At 33.2% G+C, this 19,502-nt stretch carries 27 protein-coding genes; 9 read left to right on the top strand and 18 right to left on the bottom strand.

Annotation, left to right across the window (positions count from 1 at the left end; genetic code table 11):
* The first annotated feature begins 1 nt into the window (after window position 1).
* The 6 genes from HNP90_RS06450 to HNP90_RS06425 all read left to right on the top strand — a co-directional run bounded on the left by HNP90_RS06450 (window position 2) and on the right by HNP90_RS06425 (window position 4,608).
* The gene (locus HNP90_RS06450; protein ID WP_012067770.1) at window positions 2-400 is read left to right on the top strand and encodes a class III signal peptide-containing protein; all 399 of its coding nucleotides are present in this window, start codon (window positions 2-4) and stop codon (window positions 398-400) included.
* Window positions 378-830: a hypothetical protein gene (locus HNP90_RS06445; protein ID WP_012067771.1), complete on the top strand. Its 453-nt coding sequence runs from the start codon at window positions 378-380 to the stop codon at window positions 828-830. The genes HNP90_RS06450 and HNP90_RS06445 overlap by 23 nt, the downstream gene beginning before the upstream one ends.
* A 90-nt stretch (window positions 831-920) precedes the next feature.
* The gene (locus HNP90_RS06440; RefSeq protein ID WP_012067772.1) at window positions 921-1,427 is read left to right on the top strand and encodes a hypothetical protein; all 507 of its coding nucleotides are present in this window, start codon (window positions 921-923) and stop codon (window positions 1,425-1,427) included.
* A gap of 4 nt (window positions 1,428-1,431) precedes the next feature.
* On the top strand, window positions 1,432-2,280 hold the full coding sequence (locus HNP90_RS06435; protein ID WP_012067773.1) for a hypothetical protein: 849 nt from the start codon (window positions 1,432-1,434) through the stop codon (window positions 2,278-2,280).
* 10 nt (window positions 2,281-2,290) lie between these two features.
* Complete coding sequence (locus HNP90_RS06430) at window positions 2,291-2,824, top strand: hypothetical protein (protein ID WP_012067774.1); 534 nt, start codon at window positions 2,291-2,293, stop codon at window positions 2,822-2,824.
* A gap of 2 nt (window positions 2,825-2,826) precedes the next feature.
* Complete coding sequence (locus HNP90_RS06425; protein WP_012067775.1) at window positions 2,827-4,608, top strand: DUF2341 domain-containing protein; 1,782 nt, start codon at window positions 2,827-2,829, stop codon at window positions 4,606-4,608.
* Here HNP90_RS06425 and HNP90_RS06420 read toward each other — a convergent pair whose 3' ends face one another.
* The 10 genes from HNP90_RS06420 to psmA form a co-directional block, all read right to left on the bottom strand.
* A complete protein-coding gene (locus HNP90_RS06420) occupies window positions 4,609-4,878 on the bottom strand; it encodes a hypothetical protein (RefSeq protein ID WP_012067776.1) in 270 nt (89 codons plus the stop codon).
* Window positions 4,879-4,889: 11 nt separating this feature from the next.
* On the bottom strand, window positions 4,890-5,264 hold the full coding sequence (locus tag HNP90_RS06415) for a dihydroneopterin aldolase family protein (RefSeq protein WP_012067777.1): 375 nt from the start codon (window positions 5,262-5,264) through the stop codon (window positions 4,890-4,892).
* A 1-nt stretch (window position 5,265) separates the two neighbouring features.
* Entirely contained in the window at window positions 5,266-6,273 is a 1,008-nt protein-coding gene (locus tag HNP90_RS06410; protein ID WP_012067778.1) for a DHH family phosphoesterase, read from the bottom strand.
* 39 nt (window positions 6,274-6,312) lie between these two features.
* Window positions 6,313-6,654: a prefoldin subunit beta gene (locus tag HNP90_RS06405; RefSeq protein WP_012067779.1), complete on the bottom strand. Its 342-nt coding sequence runs from the start codon at window positions 6,652-6,654 to the stop codon at window positions 6,313-6,315.
* A gap of 58 nt (window positions 6,655-6,712) precedes the next feature.
* Window positions 6,713-6,964 carry a KEOPS complex subunit Pcc1 gene (locus HNP90_RS06400; RefSeq protein ID WP_012067780.1) on the bottom strand — a complete coding sequence of 84 codons (252 nt, stop codon included), beginning with the start codon at window positions 6,962-6,964 and terminating at the stop codon, window positions 6,713-6,715.
* Window positions 6,965-6,971: 7 nt separating this feature from the next.
* Entirely contained in the window at window positions 6,972-7,466 is a 495-nt protein-coding gene (locus HNP90_RS06395) for an rRNA maturation protein (protein ID WP_012067781.1), read from the bottom strand.
* Entirely contained in the window at window positions 7,466-7,606 is a 141-nt protein-coding gene (locus HNP90_RS06390; protein WP_011869173.1) for a DNA-directed RNA polymerase subunit P, read from the bottom strand. The genes HNP90_RS06395 and HNP90_RS06390 overlap by 1 nt, the downstream gene beginning before the upstream one ends.
* Window positions 7,607-7,660: 54 nt before the next feature.
* Window positions 7,661-7,951: a 50S ribosomal protein L37Ae gene (gene rpl37A / locus HNP90_RS06385; RefSeq protein WP_012067782.1), complete on the bottom strand. Its 291-nt coding sequence runs from the start codon at window positions 7,949-7,951 to the stop codon at window positions 7,661-7,663.
* A 29-nt stretch (window positions 7,952-7,980) separates the two neighbouring features.
* On the bottom strand, window positions 7,981-8,685 hold the full coding sequence (locus HNP90_RS06380; protein WP_012067783.1) for a ribosome assembly factor SBDS: 705 nt from the start codon (window positions 8,683-8,685) through the stop codon (window positions 7,981-7,983).
* Between the two features lie 98 nt (window positions 8,686-8,783).
* Window positions 8,784-9,563: an archaeal proteasome endopeptidase complex subunit alpha gene (gene psmA / locus HNP90_RS06375; protein WP_012067784.1), complete on the bottom strand. Its 780-nt coding sequence runs from the start codon at window positions 9,561-9,563 to the stop codon at window positions 8,784-8,786.
* A gap of 172 nt (window positions 9,564-9,735) precedes the next feature.
* Between psmA and HNP90_RS09480 the strand changes: the two genes are divergently transcribed.
* Entirely contained in the window at window positions 9,736-10,032 is a 297-nt protein-coding gene (locus HNP90_RS09480) for an iron-sulfur cluster biosynthesis family protein (RefSeq protein ID WP_309500993.1), read from the top strand.
* Between the two features lie 45 nt (window positions 10,033-10,077).
* Here the strand turns inward: HNP90_RS09480 and HNP90_RS06370 are convergent, their stop codons facing one another.
* Window positions 10,078-12,189 (bottom strand): acetate--CoA ligase family protein, encoded by a 2,112-nt coding sequence (locus tag HNP90_RS06370; RefSeq protein ID WP_012067786.1) that lies wholly within the window; start codon window positions 12,187-12,189, stop codon window positions 10,078-10,080.
* 142 nt (window positions 12,190-12,331) lie between these two features.
* Here HNP90_RS06370 and HNP90_RS06365 point away from each other — a divergent pair, with 142 nt between their 5' ends.
* A complete protein-coding gene (locus tag HNP90_RS06365; RefSeq protein ID WP_012067787.1) occupies window positions 12,332-13,846 on the top strand; it encodes a bifunctional ADP-dependent NAD(P)H-hydrate dehydratase/NAD(P)H-hydrate epimerase in 1,515 nt (504 codons plus the stop codon).
* Window positions 13,847-13,870: 24 nt separating this feature from the next.
* Entirely contained in the window at window positions 13,871-14,770 is a 900-nt protein-coding gene (locus HNP90_RS06360; RefSeq protein WP_012067788.1) for a PHP-associated domain-containing protein, read from the top strand.
* A gap of 28 nt (window positions 14,771-14,798) precedes the next feature.
* Here HNP90_RS06360 and hisH read toward each other — a convergent pair whose 3' ends face one another.
* The 7 genes from hisH to HNP90_RS06325 form a co-directional block, all read right to left on the bottom strand.
* Complete coding sequence (hisH, locus tag HNP90_RS06355; protein WP_012067789.1) at window positions 14,799-15,410, bottom strand: imidazole glycerol phosphate synthase subunit HisH; 612 nt, start codon at window positions 15,408-15,410, stop codon at window positions 14,799-14,801.
* Window positions 15,411-15,421: 11 nt separating this feature from the next.
* On the bottom strand, window positions 15,422-15,967 hold the full coding sequence (locus HNP90_RS06350; RefSeq protein ID WP_012067790.1) for a TATA-box-binding protein: 546 nt from the start codon (window positions 15,965-15,967) through the stop codon (window positions 15,422-15,424).
* Window positions 15,968-16,099: 132 nt separating this feature from the next.
* Window positions 16,100-16,399, bottom strand: a complete 300-nt coding sequence (rpl12p, locus tag HNP90_RS06345; protein ID WP_012067791.1) for a 50S ribosomal protein P1 — start codon at window positions 16,397-16,399, stop codon at window positions 16,100-16,102.
* 84 nt (window positions 16,400-16,483) lie between these two features.
* Entirely contained in the window at window positions 16,484-17,491 is a 1,008-nt protein-coding gene (locus tag HNP90_RS06340) for a 50S ribosomal protein L10 (protein ID WP_012067792.1), read from the bottom strand.
* Window positions 17,492-17,504: 13 nt separating this feature from the next.
* Complete coding sequence (locus HNP90_RS06335; protein ID WP_012067793.1) at window positions 17,505-18,146, bottom strand: 50S ribosomal protein L1; 642 nt, start codon at window positions 18,144-18,146, stop codon at window positions 17,505-17,507.
* Between the two features lie 175 nt (window positions 18,147-18,321).
* Window positions 18,322-18,612, bottom strand: a complete 291-nt coding sequence (locus HNP90_RS06330) for a DNA-directed RNA polymerase subunit L (RefSeq protein WP_012067794.1) — start codon at window positions 18,610-18,612, stop codon at window positions 18,322-18,324.
* Complete coding sequence (locus HNP90_RS06325) at window positions 18,609-19,226, bottom strand: DUF2067 family protein (protein ID WP_012067795.1); 618 nt, start codon at window positions 19,224-19,226, stop codon at window positions 18,609-18,611. The genes HNP90_RS06330 and HNP90_RS06325 overlap by 4 nt, the downstream gene beginning before the upstream one ends.
* Window positions 19,227-19,502: the final 276 nt, after the last annotated feature.

The raw sequence follows: 19,502 nt of genomic DNA, 5'->3' as shown, positions 1-19,502 counted from the left end.
AATGTCAAAAGGACAGGTTTCAGTAGAATTTATCGTATTATTTTTAGCACTTCTTGTGGCCATTGTTGTATCTACAATGACCCCCGGAATTTTTGGATTGAACAAATCTGTAGAGTTATCTTCGGCAAGTTTGGCCCATGCTGCACTTTCAAAAGTTAAATCAAATATTGAACTACTTTCTGTTTCTGGCAGTGGGTCGTATAAAATGGTTTATGTAAAATCTCCCCCTTCAAACTGGGAATTTGGAAACAGAACTATTCGAATTACGGGAAATGGATTTAATATTTCTACAAATACCTCAATAGACCTAAATACTGGAACTTATACTGTAGAATCATTAAAAATACTGAGTGTTAATTTAACAAGGAATGATAACAATGTTAAGATTACCATCAGCTAAAAAAGGACAGGTTTCTTTTGATTTTATACTTGCAATGCTCTTTCTTTTATTGATTTTTGCATTAATGGGTCAAAATGTATTAAACATGGCAAAATCATTTAAAGATTCAGAAACTGCTGAAAGAGGGCATGCAATACTTGATAGTTTTGAAAATTATGCAATTACTGCATATTCAAAAGACGTTACTGTGAATGCAACATTTGAACCGATTGGTAACCTAAATTATACAATAGTACTTTCAAATAAATCTATACATGTAAATAGCACCACTTATATTACATTCAAGCCCGAATCAGATTCGAACGGCGATTTTGTAAATATTACTTGTAACGGAATGGATAATTCGGTAAATACTATTCCTTCAAATATCGTGAATATGTCTTTTGGGAATTTTTACGTTTCAAAAGAATTAATTGTCACTATTAAATAACCTTTTTAATTTTTAAATTCAAATGACTAGCTTTATGATTTAATTTATCAATATAAATTATATATGCGAAAAACATTTTTCGGGTAAAAAATGTTTCAAAAAAAATTTATATTAAAGAAAGTTTTAGTGTTATTTATATTGATGCTCATGTTTTCTTCGGTAAATGCTACAAATGTTGGGGATTTAACCGTAAGCTCAACTAAAAATACCGTAACAAAATCATTTGATATCGATAAACTAGAAAACTACAGTTATATTCTAAGATATACCCATTATGGTAATATTGGCAGTAATCCAGTATACAAGATTACATTCTATTTAAACAATGAGCAAATTGAAACGTATTCAAAAGAAAATGGTATATGGTTTGGCCTAAAAAATAAGCCTGTTGCAAGTTATGATATTACTTCAAAACTTCAAAATGGAAAAAATATAATCGAAATTCGTTCTAATTTAAATGAAACAAGATATTACTCATTTAAAGATATTTGTATATCTGAAACACCGTCTAAATCGTTACTGAGTCTTCCAGTTACTTTAGAAATGAATTTTTTATCAATATTTGCGATTTTAGTAATTTTAAAAAAGTTCAAGTGATAATATGACCTTAAAATCAAAATTATGCTCCAAAAAAGGATATATTTTTACATATGAAGCTGTTGCAGTTGTAATTTTGTTTGTAGCCGTATTTTACATGGGATATTTTACGTATACGCATGTAAATTTGACTAACCAGGAGCAAAAACGAGATTTAGAAAGATTTGAAAAAGCAAATTTAATTTCAGACATGATTTTTAAAGATTATCTTTTTCCTTCTGAATACTACACGCATGATTACCATGAATTTTTAGAAGACGTCGCAGTTCGCCATTATGGTTTTAAAAAGATACCTGGAAGTTACGATCCTTTAATTGTTTATACTAAAACAGAAACTTTAAGTTATTATATTGATGTTGAAGAATATAATAGTTCTGGAATTGGACTAGGCGATGTTACTGACGACATTCCAAATCCGGATCCAGAATATTCCCTTCGAAATATTTATGTGAAGGAAAAAAATCTTTATGTTCCAACACTTTTGGGCTATTTTGAAGCAGATCAAACATCCCAAAACGTTTCAGAAGGAGAAATATTGTATTTTGCAATAAACGGTTCTTCAAAAATTGATTCAATAAATGTGTCTTCAAGTTTGGATACAAATGTAACCTTTTTGGTAAATGGCGTGCCCTATAAATCAAGTGTAACTTCAACAGAAAAAAATTCAGAATTTGAAAAAGTTTTGAACACATATAATGAATCTTCATATAAGTCAAATGAAATAAAAGTTCTGGATATTCAAGAAAATTTAGGAAATGTGACTATAAATATTTACTGCAACGATACATCCACATTTTATATTTTAAAATTAAAACCATACAATGTAACGTTAAAAGTCGATATGGCACAATAATGGTGGTTTGATGATATTTGACAGCGACATGGCAATTGCAATAGTGATTCTCACTGTGGGAATGGCATTTTACACATCCTCTCTCGCAGAACACGGGGGAGTTTATAGTGATACCATCAAAACCAATATTTTTCACGACAAGGTTTCTTCCCAGTTAAAGGAACTGGTAACCGACGGAACTATTGAAACAGCGCTACTTCTTAAAAATAATAATGAACCCGTTGCAGCAGAGAACCTAATTAAAAATAAGGTAATTTTGGATAATTATGAACTCCATATTGGAAATTGGACCATAGATGAGTCTAACCCCACGGATGAATTTGTTTTAGTTTCAACTATTGTGATTATTAATCGAAGCGAAGGCTGGTATGGTTTTTACTGGAACGAAACAATAAGTCAAAATATAACACCTACTGGACCATATATCGATGAAAATATTGCATACATTGCACTTGGAACGTACGATTCAGAATATAACAAAACAATTTATTATTACAACAACAGTGAATCAATAGACGTTTCTCTAAAAGTATATGGTGAATAATTATGTATCTTTCACACACCACTGTAACGCTGGTTCTTTTGATGATGTTAACCGCAACTATGATCTATACAACAATAGATCTTCAAAAAGACCAGATTATAACAGAAACCATTGCAACATCAGTCGACTTGAAATCTTCTTCTTTAGAACATGTTGTGGAAACATCGATTCCAATTGCATTTAACAAGGTTTTAAATGACATGGAATTGGAAGTAATTCAGTCGGGTGATTTTTATAAAAACGAATCATGTGTTTTAGGAAATTTAACATATTTACTCGAATCTGAAATAAATGGAAATCTTGAAAGCATCAAAAACGAGTCCTCGGAATATGGTATGGATTACGATTTTGAAGTTACGAATATAACCATGATTGATGGATTTACGTTTAAAGTAGACTATGATTTGGAATATTACCTTGCAAAAGAAAATGTATATGATTCCAAAAATGTTTCAGAATCTCAGAAAATTACGGTAAAAACTATCGTTAGTGCATACCACTACGTAAAAACGACTAAAAATTTAATTGAAATAAATTCTTCTTCGGATTTAACTGATTACCAGTTCAAAGTAGTTTTAACCGATAATAACTTTGATTTTTCAGAAAATAACAATGGTAGTGGAATTAAATTTATTGATGAAGATGGTGATTCCATTCCTTACTGGGTAGAATACTGGAGTTATACTGATGATGATTTGAGGGATCAAAAAGCAATAATCTGGTTAAAAGGAAATTTAACAACGGGGATTAATTATATTAACATAACTCCAACAGGAACCGGAGTTTCCAATGGCGATGATGTGTTTGAACTATTTGAAGGTTTTGAAGATTTAGAAAGTGATTTTGATTCGGAAACGATATTTCACACAACAAATGTTTCAGGAACTTGGGAAAATGATAGTTTGGATAGTGTATTAAATTCAGCATATAATGAAAAAATGGTAAAATGTGAAAATGCACCCATATTTGCTAAAGTAATATCCGACAATGATATGACTCATTATGGTCTATCGGAATACATTGTGGAAGTCAATGCAAAAGGTAATAATTCTGATGGGGAAAGTTCTCCAAATGTCATGACTGGATTTTTTGTAGATCCTAATGCTGAACCTACATATGCATACCACCCCGAAAGTTTTTACACCGCAGATCTTGGGGGAATTTATGATGATAATAAAAACGTTTATGTATATTCAAAGTCGGGTTTTGAATCTGATATTGACGGCTTTTCATCAAACTTCTGGATTTCGCAAGAATATGCATCCAGTAGTACAGACGTTGATCGTCTTGAATTGGTAGATTCATCATTACCCGTTCAGGAAAATACTTGGTACTATTTAAAATTGAAAATAAACGAAACACCTGCTGCAACCGTTAGTGTAAGTTTTATAAATTTAGATTATTATTTAGATGGCGTAGAATTTACAAACGAAATAAGATATACACTAAAAAAGATTTTCTCTGATAACTATTTACTATTGGGTACTTCTGTAGGATCTTATGAATACGCAACATTCGACTATACTCAAAACATATACTTCGATAACTTCCGGGTCAGAAAATACGTTCAAGATGAACCTGAACAGATAATAAGATATTCTGGACTTTATTACATATCCCCTCCGAGGGAGTATGGAACAGCTTATGGAACTGGAGACTCTGAAAATTTATACTTTGTAGAAAATAACACGGAACCTTCAATAATTGACATGCTCGCAGGTAAGGGCACTAGTGAAGGGCCGTACTGGGCTGACGGATACGGAATAAAATTAGTAGAAAATTAATTATTCTATTTTTTCTAAATTTCCTTCGATAAATTCTAAAATGCAAACGTCAACATCGTTCTTTTCACAGAAATAACTTTCCATTTTTCCGTTAAATTTTTCGTTTTTATTTAAAATAATTGCACTTGGTTTTTCTTTTAGCATTTCTTCAAGAGTTAAAAGAGTTTTTGTATCAACAACTTCTTTTTCTTCGATTTTAAATATTAAAAAATATTTTGCAGATTCAACTTCTGAAATGGTATCCATGTCCATTGGAACTACAACTTTCATAATATTCACCTTTAAATTTTTTCAACGTACATTAGTGGATAATCGAGTTCTTTAATGTATTGTAATCTTAAAATAGCGTTATTTTCTTTTGTTTTTACACTTAATAATACATCGAGCATTTCACCAGTCAATGAAACATATTTTCCATCTTCAATTTCGCCAACAATTGATACAGAAACATCTTCAATAAATGGCTGGTTTTTCAAAGATTCAGACATTGCAAGTTCTAAACTTTTTTTAGTTTTTTCACTAACTGGCGTTCCAACAAACTGGTGGAAAAGCGCTCCAAGAGAAATTCCACCTTCAAAAACAGCTCTTTCTCTATCACTTAAATTTTTAAAGTATGAATCAAAAATTTCACTTTTTTCAAGGCTTTTTTCAGACATTTTATACACCTATTAATTCTTCTTCAAGAGATTTGATACAGACAGAAAGAACAGAATCAATTGCTTCTTCTTTTGTTTTTTCTTTATCCCATGGAGCATTTAGGCCAGCAGCTTCAGCATGTCCACCACCCTGCCCATCTAAAATTTTTGCAACTCTTTCCATTAGGGCGCCCATGTGGACTTTTTTTGAAATGGATTTTCTTGATCTTACACTTATTCTAATTTCCCTATCCCGTTTTCTTGCAGCAACAACGAATGCAATATCTGCCCCAATACTAACAATTGTTTTTGCACAAGAGGCTTCATGAGAACTCGCATTTGATATTGCAATAGTGTACCCATCAAGTTCCATCAATTCCATTCTACTGCACGCTTTCAAATGTGCAATTCTTTTGCTCGGGTCACTTTCCTGGCTTAAAAGATAAAGAACTTTTTGAAAAGAAACGTCTTTCATTAACCATGAGATTATATTGAATGTCGATTCTTTTGCAATTTTCAAATGTTTAGTATCATATAAAATACCGCAAAGAAGTCCTACTCGAATATTTTTTGGAGGGTAGATTTTCATTTCCCTAAACAAATTTGCAACGATTTCGCAAGTTGAAGTTGAATTTTCATCAACAATGTAGAATTTGCAAAAATCTATGAGGTCAGTTTTTTTGTGATGGTCTATTAAAATAACATCTGAATTGGATAATTCTTCAGAGTTTACCGTCACCTGATTTATCGAAGAAGTATCAACTAAAAAAACAGTTTTTGGCAGTTTTGGATACTCAACGATTTCAACATTTTCATTTAATTCATTTAAAATCGATCTTGAAAGTTTGCTCACTGAATCTGCAGATATTTTTAAATTTTTTTCTTTTGATTTTTTCTTAGAAAAGCTATTTGCAAGCTGTTTTAAACCGATAGCAGCACCAACTGCATCAGGATCCGCGTTATGGTGACATAGAAATAAAATATCATCATTTTTCAGATAATCTTTTAATATTTCAATTTTTTTTTTCATAAGCAGACCTAAAAAAAAGTTATAAAAAAGTTGATTAATTTATTGGCCTTGACCCATTGCTTTTTGGAGGTTTTCTTGTAATTCAGTGTATCTTTTCTGCATTTTTTCTTCTTGTTTTTCAAAGGTAGTTACTCTTAACTGGAGTGTTTCTACTCTTTCGCTTAATTCTTCCTTTACTTCGGCCTTGTTTCTTTTAATGAGGATTCCTCCAGCCATTTTGAACACTTCGTCGGATCCGGATTTTTCCATTTCTTCGATAGCTTTTTCCATTTCTTTTAATTGTGTTTCAAACTGCTGTTTTTGGTACATTATCATCTGTAACTGTTGCTGGAGTTGTTGGAATTGCATTAACTGATTTTGAACATTTGCTGGTAATTCCATGATTTCAATCCTCTTTTAGTTTTAATTTATTTTTTAAACTCATTTTATATATCAATTATTATTCATCTTCTGTTAGTTTATATATACTTTCTGCAACTTTTATCCAACGAAGATACGAGTAAATCGATGCTTTTAGGATACTCAATTCGTCAGAAACACAAGATATAACAATTGAATTTTCAAAAAGATCCATTTCACATTTTGATCGAACTTGTGATGCGACATGTTCTGGAAAAACAGATTCGTAAATAATTCTGGCTTTTTTTGGAGTTTCAAAAGTTAGTTTTAGGGTAAATTTAGGAAATGCCATATTAACACTATTCAATATCGAGTATCTTTACGGTCTTTATCTTTAAACTTGGACCTAAATTTTCTGAGTCTTTGTGAACTTCAATGTAGAATGTGGACTCATCAACCGTTTTAAAAGTAAGCACTACATCAGAACTCTCTTCTTCATAATTACTCAATTTTTTGAATAAATATTCGAAAAACAGTTCTTTTAAATTTTCAGTATTTCTATCAAACTTCGAACTCAACTTTCCAGAGTTTTTAAAAACTTTTCCTGAAACTTCTCTTTGAAGTTTTAAGGATAGGTTCATTGAAAGAATTTTATTATTTTCAAAATTAAATATTTTGAGTCTTCCAGGGTTGCCTTTTAGTTCTTCTACAATTATCATATCGGCCTTATTTTCGATTAGCTCAGAAAGAGGGATTTTTCCCCGGTTTAATATTTCAAAATTAAAAACCCTTGCTAAATCGTTTACAAGGCTTCTGGTTCTTTGAGAAGGTTTTCTGGAAGTAGTAATTATCATTATCTTGCCTGAACTTTTTTAACTATTTTAGGCCTTAATTTTATCAAAACTCTGTTACTGCAGTGAGGACATTTAGCTTTTAATCCTATTTCATCAAGAGTTACAATTTTTCCACAGTTGGAACATCTGTACTCTGCCATAATATCACCTAAAAAAGCTTAAAATGAAAAATAAATGGTTTAAAAATAATTAAATTAGATTTCTCTACTTTTACTTTCGATAACTCTTCTGATAGCTTTTGTAACAACTTTACCAGCACCAGTTTCTGGGGTGTATGCTCCACCAGCAATTTTTGCACCGCATTTGTCACATACCCAGATTGAGGTTCCTACTCTTTTTAATTTAGGGAATGCACAAACAGGACATTTGTATTCTTTTTTCTGTTTAATTTCAACGTCTCTTAATCTTACTCTGATTTTTCTACCGTATCTTGATCCAAATCTTCCTGCTGAACCAATTTTTTTAGTGTGGCTAAATTCTACCATTATTTCACCTGTTTCTATCCGTAAAATGATTAGTCATATCTTTTAAGTACTTTAGTTTGAACAGTTCCTTTTGTAAGTTTGTTCAAATGCATGTAAAATTCGCTTTCAATACCACTTGGAATTTCGATTACAAGAACAAGCGAGCCATCGCCCATCCACTCTTCCTGCTTGGTTGCGCCGTATTCATGAAGTGTATGGTATGCATTTGCAGCAAATTCTCCGGGAATTTTAACTGCAACATCTCTTTTTTCAAACTTAATGGGTAAAAGTTTCCTCAATTCCTTAATAATTTTAGGAATTTGTTCTTCAGCGCTTTTATAAATATCAACACTGATTCTAGCTTCTTCCATAGCGTTTTCAATCCTTTTCGGCGGGTGGGGAGTGTCAGTTTGAGGATTTATCGTGTTTTTCGAAATTAAAGACACGATTTGCTTTCGCTTTTGTTCCTGTATTTCTTTTCGCTGGTTAGCCGTTAACTGAACAGTTCCTTTTTTTAGAATCTGTTCTGCGATTTCCAAAGGATTCAAGGTTTCAAAAATCTTCAAAAGTAAATCTTCTGGAACTTTTTCTCCTTTTCCAGAATCTTTATAAACCGCTTCAGCGGCCAAGACTTCTGAGATGCCTATTGGCTGTCCTTCTTTAAATTTAGCTGCCAAGTATGGATCCACGAGTATTTCGAATTTTTCCCCATGTGATTGAAGCCTTGCTATAACAGCATCGTCCAATGACACCATATCTATCCCTTCTTTTATTTATATACCTTTCCCCGCAATAAATAAAACAATAATGAGGGGTTTTTTTAGGTATTATTTCGAATTTATCTTAATTTACGTTATTCAATATCTTCTTCGCCTTTATTTTTTTCAGCTTCTGCTTCTTCAGCTTCAACTTTTTTGTAAACGGCTTTTACAATTTTTTCAATTTCATCAACACTTATTTTTTCAACTAATTTTCCAGAATCTTTTACAATTGCCATGTCAATGTTTTCAGGCTTTAATTCTTCAGTAGTTTTGCTTAATGCGTAAAGTGCCAATTCCATTCCTTCGTTAACAGTCATATTTTCGTCGTACTTTGATTCGAGAACTTCCATTGCAATAGGTCTTCCTGAACCGATTGCTGTTGCTTTGTATTCTATTAAAGCACCACTTGGGTCAGTTTCAAACAATCTTGCACTGTGTCTGTCGATTCCAGTAATTAAAAGTGCTAAACCAAATGGTCTTGCGCCACCGTGTTGGGTGTATGCCTGTTTGATGTCACAGATTTTTTTAGCAAGTGCTTCAACTGTGATTGCTTCACCGTATGAAATCCTGTTCATCTGTGCTTCAAGTCTTGCTCTATCGATCAAAACTCTTGCATCAGCAACTAAACCTGATGTAGCGGCTACAATATGGTCGTCAATCTGGAATATTTTTTCAATTGAAGAAACGTCGATTAATTTGCTTGTAATTCTCCTATCAACTGCGAGAACTACTCCGTCTTTACACTTAATGCCAACTGCAGTGGTTCCTCGTCTCACTGCTTCTCTAGCATATTCAACCTGGTAAAGTCTTCCTTCTGGGCTGAATATGGTTATTGCCCTATCGTATCCTGATGCCGGAACCATTTGTTGCATATAATTGCCTCCAAAATTTAAATTAATAAGTATGAATTGAAAATTAACGGTTATAATAACTACTTTTCACTGAATTTTTATATATAGCTATCTTTTCGTACCTGAAACACACTTCCGCTATATGTTAATATATTAGAAAATCTAATATATTCGTGTACAGATAGGTGAGAGAATGATCCCTGTAACAATTTCTGAAGAAGCAATGGAGTTTATAAACGAAAAAATAAACGAAACTGGTTCAAAAGACTTGATCGTGTTTTTCGAAGGTTTTGGTTGAGGTGGTCCTAAGTTCGGGATCGACATCGCAAGCAAAATCGTCGAAACGGATGAAAAAATTTACGATGAAGATTTCAGAATCTTTATCGACAAAATGGCTAGACAGGTATTAAACGAAGTATATATCATCGTGAAAAAATCCGTTTTCAGCGGAAAATACCTGGCAGTAAAAGGAGCAGGTGGCTGCTGTTAATTTAAGAACCCTGGAAGGGATTAAAAACAGCATATCCTATTTTTTCTATTTTTTTGTTATAATCAATGCATCTCCAACGAATCCGCCTTGGCCTTCTTCTTTTATAAATGCAGGGTTGATATCAATTTCACTTATTTCATCGTAGGTTTCCATTAAAACGCCAACTCTAACGATCAATTCTTTTAAAAATTCGATATCGCTTCTTTTTTCGCCCCTAACTCCTTCAAGGATTTTGTACGACTTCAAGGATTCGAGTATTTCTCCAGCGTATTCTTTTGTTATCGGGGTAATTCCAAAAGAAACATCTTTTAAAACTTCTACGAATATTCCACCAAGTCCAGTCATAACAACAGGTCCAAATACTGGGTCTCTTTTAGCACCAATAATGATCTCTTTTCCGGTGACAAACTGTTCGATCAAAACACCATCGATTATTCCATCGATTTTTCTATCCAACAAGTATTTTTCCCCATTTTTCATAATGGTTTCAAATGCTTCTGATGCATCGCTTGGATCGATTATTACGCAACCTGCATCTGATTTGTGCAAAATGTCTGCTGAAACAACTTTCATTACTACTTTTCCTAATGATTCAGCGTATTTTTTAGCGTCATCTTTAGTCGTTGCAACGAATTTTTCAGGTATTGCAAATCCATTCAATTTTAAAAATTCTTTTGAGTTGCTTTCATTTGGATTTGCGAGTAGTTCATCAATTTTTTCTTGGTTGTTAGTTTTAGCATCCGAGATTTCAGCTCTGATTTCATTTAAGTATTCCGGACTGTCGTATTTGTCCATGAGGTGGCTTTGCCTGTATAAACAAGCTAGTGCTTTAACTGCAAGTTCTGGGCAGATAAATGATGGAATTCCTTTTTCTTGTAAGTAGCTTCTTGCTTCTAACACGGAAGTTCCTCCAACGAATGACGCAACAATTGGAATTTTATCTTTTTTACATATCATGTAGTTTTTAAGTTTCACAAGTTCTCTTGCAACGCCGAGTGCATCAGTCATTCCTTGAGGCGTTAATATTGCAAGTAAACCATCTACGTTTGGATCATTTTCAACTAATTCAAATGCGTGTTTGTATCTCTCAACATCGGCATCCCCGATTAAATCCAGTGGATTTGAAATACCTGATGTATCTGGTAAATATTTTTTCAATTCTGAAACTGTAGTTCCTGAAAATTCTGCAAGTTCCAATCCGAAATTTTCAACAGAATCTGCTGCTAACACACCAAATCCTCCTGCATTTGTAATAACTGCAAGCTTTTTGGATTTCATTGGGGGTTGTACTGAGAATATCTTTAATAAATTTACGAGGTCTTCAAAGCTTTCCACATTAAATACACGGCTTTTTTTGAAAGCTGCATCGTATACTGCACTGTTTCCTGCAAGGCTTCCGGTGTGTGAAGAAGCAGCTTTTGCACCCTCTTCGGATTTTCCACTTTTTAAAACGATTACAGGTTTTTTCCTTGAAATTTTTTTAGCAGCACTTATGAATTTTTCATCTTTCAAACCTTCAATATAAAGCGCCACAACTTTTGTGTGGGGGTCATTTTCAAGGTAATTCAATAGTTCGTATTCCTGAACATCGATTTTGTTACCCATACTCACGATTTTTGAAAATCCAAGGTTATAATAATTTGCAATATCAAGCAGTGCAGTCATAATTGCTCCACTTTGTGATATAAATGCGATATTGCCCATGTTTGAAAATTCTTTACTGAATGATGCGTTTAAATGGTTGTGAAGATTTATCACACCGAGGCAGTTCGGGCCGATTGTTCTAATTCCGTACTGTTCAATAATTGATTTTAACCTGTCTTCTAGCACGTGGTTGTTGGTTTCTGCAAATCCTGCGGTAATAATTATTGCCGATTTTACTCCTTTTCTTCCACATTCTTCCATAGCATCTACTGCATATTCAGCAGGTATTGATATAATTACAAGGTCTGGAGTTTCAGGAATGTCTAAAACAGAACCGTAGCATTTAATCCCGTATACTTCATTGTATTTTTTGTTAATAGGGTATACTTTTCCACCGTGTTGTTTGAAATTTAACAGGTTTTTCATTACTGACTGTCCGACTTTTCCTTCAATTTCTGATGCACCAATTACTGCAACTGATTTCGGGTTGAATATTCCATCAATAGTATTCATATAAATCCCTCGGTTTGTTATATTTTGATAAATATAATTATAATTAATAATAATTAACAATACCTAATTACAGTTTAATTTAATATATGAATTTTTCGGATTTAAGTCAAATAATAAATTCAGTTTTCAGGTGTTGAAAGGCATGAAAGACATCAAATGCGTTCAGAAAAGAGGAAATATTCTAAAATTCGAACAGCTAAGAGAAAAACTCAAGATTAATGATAAAAACGACGTATCTTCTTCTGAAATCAAGGTAATTGACGAAAATTCTGAACAGTACGGAATCTCAAAAGAAAAGTTAATGGAAAACGCTGGAACGGCAGTTTATGAAGAAATTGTTAATTTAAACTTTGATTTTTCAAAAGCGTATGTATTGTGCGGTACTGGAAATAATGGTGGAGATGGTTTTGTTATTGCAAGACACTTAGCGAATAATTTTGCTACATTTGTCGTATTAATTGGAAATGAACAAAAAATAAGAACTTCTGAAACTCAAATTAACTTTAACATCATAAAATATATGGAATTTTTTGGTGCTCTGGATTACCTAAATATTTTAGAAAATGAAAATGTAATGGAGTTAATAAAACAGATTGAAAAGGAATTAAAAAATGAAAATGTACTGATAATTGATTCGATGCTTGGAACAGGAGTTATTGGAACTTTAAAAAATCCTTATTCAATAATAGTTGATTATTTAAATGTTTTAAAGTCCAAATACTATGAAAATTTGAAAATACTCAGTGTAGATATTCAAACAGGAAATTTAAAGTCCGATCTGGAAGTTATACTTCACAAACGAAAATTTGAAAATAAAAATAAAAATTTTGTTGTGAAAAGTATTGGAATTCCAAGATATATTGAAAATATGATTGGAAAAGGGGATTTTCACTTGTTGAACGAAAGAAAACCCGATTCTCATAAGGGGCAGAATGGAAAAGTGCTGATCATTGGGGGCTCAAAAGAATATCACGGTGCTCCTGTTTTTTCAGCCCTTGCAGCTTCTAAATTTGCAGATATTGTTACAGTTGCTTCAGTTTCAAAAGTTATGAATACAGTTAAAAATTATCCTGAATTAATGCCATACGAATTAAATGGGGATTATATCGGCTATAAAAATGTAGAAGAACTTTTAAATCTGTCTAAAAATTACGATTGCACGGTTTTAGGAAGCGGGATTTCTTTAAATTCTGATACAAAAGAGTTTGTAAATTCCTACATTAACAAAATAAATGGAAAAGTAGTTATTGATGCGGATGCAATAAAGTTGATAGATTATGAAAATTTTGAATTTAGAAATAATTTTATATTTACCCCGCACAAAAAAGAATTTGAATACATCGAAAATTATATCGAAAGTTCAGAATTTAAGTCAACCGTAGTTTTAAAAGGCAGTACTGATATCGTGTTTAATTCTGATAGCATCAAAATGAACATTACTGGAAACCAAGGAATGACTGTTGGGGGAACTGGAGATATATTATGCGGAATTATCGGTGCAATTTATTCTTGCAATGATGCATTTCCTTCAGCATGCTGTGGAACGTACATAAACGGATACTGTGGAGATATGCTGGAAAAAGAGTTTGGATACTATTATAATTCAACAGATATCATCAAAATATTGCCAAAAGCACTTAAAGATCTACTAATTTAATGCAATAATTTATTGAGGGACCTCATGGAAAATGACGTATTTAAGGCAGACATGCACATTCACACCAAATATTCTGGAATGATGAAATACATGGGATTAAAATTTCCAGATTCTGTCGAAGAACCTTTAAAGGTATTGAAATGTGCAAAAGCAAATAATATGGACATAATTGCAGTAACTGACCACAATACTATTAAAGGAGCTCTTGAAACGAAAAAGTATGAAAAAGAGTTCGGAATCGAAGTTGTAGTTGGAAGCGAGATAATGTCAAAAGACGGTGAAATCTTGGGGTTATACCTAAATGAAGATATCCCAAAAAGATTGAGCGCTGAAGAAACCATCGAAAGAATCCATGAACAGGGTGGACTTGCAGTATGTCCCCACCCATACAGCCCGATTTGTGAGGCAATCGGAGATAAGATGTTTGAACTTGATTTTGATGGTGTTGAAGTTTACAATGCATACCATAGAGATGGAATTGTAAACAACATTGCACTCGATAAGGTTTTGAAAAACTACCACAAGTCCCCTTTTGCATTTTTAGGAAATAGTGATGCGCATTTAGCAAGAATGATTGGAAATGGAAACACTAAATTTGAAGGAAACTGTGCAGATGATTTATTTAATGCTATAAAGCACAGAAAAACAACTTACGAAGGAACTCCAACCCCACTTTCAGATATAATTCTGTGGAGTTACAATGTTATCTATGCTTCAGAAAAAGCGCTTTTAAAATCAATGGTTAAAAAAGAAGATAATATTGTAAACTACAACTGTTCGAAATTTAAAAAAGGTCTCGCAGCATTTGGCGGGTTGATGTATATTGGAACGCCACTCCCACTTGTTGCAGGGTTTTTAGGAAATATATATCTTAAGAAAAAAGCAAAACAGAAATTAAAAGAAGTAATTCAAGAAGTTATTTAGTTTTTAAGTTTTTTTATTTTTTAAATGATTAAATTAATTCAACAAAGTTTTTAATCATTTTTAAACCGTTTTTACCACTTTTTTCAGGATGGAACTGGGTAGCATAAACGTTTTTTTTATTTAAAACACAGGGGAATTCGTAGCCGTAATTAGTAGTTCCTGAAATCACGTCCTTTTCTGAAGGGTTCACGTGATATGAATGTACAAAGTAAAAATATTCATTATTTGCTATTCCTTCAAAAAGGGGGATATCTTGAACCTGGTTTACTGTATTCCAGCCCATATGGGGGATTTTTTCAGAATGTCTAAATTTTATAACGTCTCCTTTTATTACTCCAAGACCGGGAATTTCGGGACATTCTTCACTTTTTTCAAGTAACAACTGCATTCCAAGACAAATTCCTAAAAAAGGAACCTTTTGAACGCATTTGTTAATTATTTCATTTAAAGAACAGTCTCCAGTTTTTTGAGAAATATTTTTCATGGAGTCTCCAAAATTTCCAACACCTGGGAGAACTAGTTTGTCAGCACTTAGGAGTATTTCGGGGTCACTTGTAACAACAATATCTTTTGTGTACAGTTCAAGTGCCTTTTCGATACTCCGCAAGTTGCCTGCATTATAATCAATTATTGCAATCACGATTATCCCGTTTAGTATAATTCTTCTTCAAGTTCTTTTAATGTGGTCAAAATCTTATTAAATGCAACGTATGCATCATCTATTCTTTTTAATCCGGTAATTACAACTTTTCCACTACCGAATATTAACACAACAACCTTTGGATCGCTCAATCTGTAAACTAATCCTGGGAACTGTTCGGGTTCATATTCGGTGCATTCTAAGGTGGATATATCGTCTAAGTTAGGTTCCATTCCAAGTTCGGTTGTAGCAACCATGTTTTGTACGTTTACTTCAGGATTGTCGATGATGTCCATTCCCGCTTCCTGTAATTCTTTAATTATTTTGTTTATTGCAATTACTGCATCGTCTTTGCTCTTTGCACCGGTACAATTTAATTTACCGCTTCTAAATATCAAAAGTGCAACCTTTGGATCGCTCAATCTACAAACAAGTCCGGGGAACTGTTCAGGTTCATATTCTGCGTTATCTAATATATCTGCGGCATATTCCAAGTCAATATCTGTTCCAATCTGCGTTGATACAACTACGTTTACGATTTTGATTTCAGGTTCCATCATTTTCACCAGTTTAAATATCTGGTATAAATTTCTATTTATATAGTATATAAACGTTTATATCTTTAATTATATATTTAAATATATAAATTAATTTGCCAAAAATAAAAAGAGAATATTCGGAAAATGTAATTATCCGAATAAAGCACCGAGACCTGCAGCAGCAGCTGCGGTTGTGTCTTCTTTTTTCTCTTCTTTTTTCTCTTCAACTGGTGCAGCTGCAGCAGCTGCAGGAGCAGCAGCAGCTACTGGTGCGATTGCAGCTTTTTCGATAGCTTCTGCAATATCAACGCCTTCTAAAGCAGCAACCAAAGCTTTAACTCTAGCTTCGTTTGCTTCAACGCCGCCAGCTACTAAGATAGCTTTAACAGCGTCTTCTGTGATTTCTTTACCTGCGGAATTTAATAATAATGCTGCGTATATGTATTCCATAAAGTACACCTCCAAGATGCATGAACTTTTTTTTGAAATTATCCGTTTGTATATATATTTTTTTGTATTGTATTATAAATTATTTTAGAAGAGCATTCCAAGACCTGCAGCTGGTGCAGCTTCTTCTTTTTTCTCTTCTTTCTTTTCCTCAACAGGAGCTTCTTCAACTGGTGCAGCTGCGCCTGATGACATTTTTTCTATTAATTCTTCGTCTAAAGCGTCATCGCCAGCAAGACCTGCAACAGCAATCATTTGAGCGTAAGCTTTTCCAAGGATTGCATCAGCGGTTTTATCTGTTACGAATGCACTTTCAACTGATACAGCTTTTGCATCATTGAATGCTTTTTGAACGATTGTTTCAATTGTCGCGCTTGTTGGGATAACAGCGTTAACTGACAAGTTGAATGCGCTTGTGTAAGCTTTTTGAATTTTTCCGATGAATTCTTCTTCATCGATTTTTAAATCGCTTTCAGTGTATATAACACCATCTTCGTAAACTCCGAGTACGTTTAAACCAACTGTAACTGGTTTAATACCTAATGCAGAGAGTACAACAGCAAGCTTTTGTGAGACAACTTCGCCTTCTTTAACGACGACTTTGTCTTCTTTGATTCCGATTTTACCCTTATCAATAGCAGCAGGGATTCCAACTGCTTTCAATTCACTTAAGAATGGTCCTGGTGGCATTCCTGTTGAACCAGCTTTAACTTCAATATCGCATGGTGCAGTAGCGCCTCCTTTAACAGGTGCAGGGCTTTTGCTTTCGTCAAGTGTTTTGAATAATTTGAATGGGTTCATTTCGGTAGCAATGATTGCAGCACCTTTGTCCAAGTAATCTGCTAATTTAGCAAATTCAGGATTTCCGGTTTCTTCAGCAACTTCCTCAATTGCCCTTTTCATGAGTGTGTTTCTTGACATTTTTAATGTCATTTGGTCTCTGATTTTGTCCCTGATTTCTTGGAGTTGTACCGCAGGAACTTCCATCATGTCAATTAATGCAATAATGCTTGTACTTTTAAGTAATTCTTTTAATGCATTAACTTCTTCAATTTTCCAAGGGGCAATCTTATGTTCTGATTTAGCGTCGATCATATTTTCAACCCCTCTATTTCTCAATAGGAGCAGCTGCGCCCATTGTAAGTTTTGTAAATGCACTTTTAACGTGGTAGAGTCCTTTTTCGTATTTTTTGGACACTACGTTTAAAATTGCTTCAGCATTTGCAGCAAGCTCTTCATCGCTCATTGATTCATGTCCAATGTACACTTGGAATAATGATTTATCCCTTGTGTTGATTGCAACAGTTTTTTGGAATCTAGCAACTAAAGGCGCTAAATTTGCATTTGCAGGCACAGGTTGTGGCATTTTACCTCTAGGACCTAAAACAGGACCTAATGATTTACCCACCAATGGCATCATATCAGCTTGAGCGATAAAGAAGCCGTGTGCGTTAGCAATTTTTTTAGCTGTTTTTTTGTTTTTACCTAATTCTTCTAATTCTTCCTGTCTTATTACAGTGAGGCCCATGTCTTCTGCTTGAGCAGCCAAGTCACCTTTCGCAATAACCGCAATCGCAACGTCTTTACCTCTTCCACTTGGTAAAACGATCTGTTCTTTTAACCTGTTTTCAGGTCTTGTAAGATCCAACTCTTTCAAGTTGACGATGAGATCAACGGATTGCGTGAAGTTCCGCGGCTTAGCAAGAGTTCGAGCCTCCTTCACTGCATTCAGTATTTTGTCACTGTCCATGTTGATGCCTCCTGTAATTATTTAACCGCACCAATGCGATCTAAACATGGGGCAGACATACTATCGCTTACTATTATATATAAGTTTCTGAGGTAAAAGAAGTCAATTTTTTAAAAGTCGGGTTAAAAATGCCAGTATTTAGTTAAAAAAGAATTTATATCTATTAAATTATTAATTATAATTCTTTAAGTGTTTTGTTGCAGAGATCGACGATGTCTTTTAAAGCTTCTTTTAAAACTTTTTCTGCATCTGTTTTTTCATCGGTTTTTAGCATGATTGTCGGGTTTGAGATGTATCTTCCAGTATCTGGATCTAAAACCGGATGTTCCACACCGTATGATGCGAGAATTACACCTTTTTTGGATAACAATACTTCTTTTATTAAGTTGCTCAAAGAATGGTCGTCATTTACCAATTCTAATTCGATAAAGTTTTTGCTTTTTTCAAGAATGTTAACGTAGTTCATTTTTTCACACTCAAAAGTTCTTTTCTTGTTAAATCTATATCCTTATTAAGAACAATTTTCTCGTCTTCTTCCCTAAATAGTTCTTTTTCAAGTCCTTCTTCGATTAATTCATCGATATCTCGCCCTGTTATGTATGCCGCAAGAGTTATTACGTTTTTAACAGGTTTTGATCCAATATTATAAAAGCTGAGTTCAGAGTAAATATCAAGAATGTCTTTTAAGATACCATTAATCTCTTCTATTTTATGTTCACACTTGATTACGTTTTCATCTTTTAAATATTTAAAATTAATTTTTAATGCAGTGAGTGCATCCAAGACGAGGTCTTTGTTTACTGGGTATTTTAAATCGTTTAATTTGTATTCAAATAGTCCTTTAGCATCTTTATTGTATTTATTATGAACTGTATCGATGATAGTCAGGATATTTTTATGATCTTCTGCAAGTTTATACTTTTCATCGCCAAATATCTTTATTCGTGCACTGTTATATGCCCGATTCTCTGAATAATTTGCTTTCGCATCAAATGAATAATCAATGCCTAATTTAGATATTCTTTCGCAGATTTCGATAATTTCTTCTTCAGTTCCTTTAATTGATATTATTCTTTTCATAATACTCACCAGATAGGTCCGAAATAGTCTCTTCAAAAATAGATACAAAACTTCAAAAGAGTTAATCCGTGTCGTATATAAAACTATGTAGTTATACTTTACGTCTCAAAAATATAAAACTGTTGGCAAAATAAGAATAGTTTTTTTAAAACTGGAAATATACAACGTCGTGTCAAAATGTTATATATATTATTGCCCATATGGGTAAATTGTCCTGCAGAACTTCTATCTGATTATTTTGGTTTGATAAAAACCTCAAATATTTGCAGGATACCT

The sequence above is a fragment of the Methanococcus maripaludis genome (assembly GCF_013760955.1).
Lineage (GTDB): Archaea > AGJL01 > Methanococci > Methanococcales > Methanococcaceae > Methanococcus > Methanococcus maripaludis_A.
This window is presented reverse-complemented; position numbering and strand designations above follow the sequence as displayed.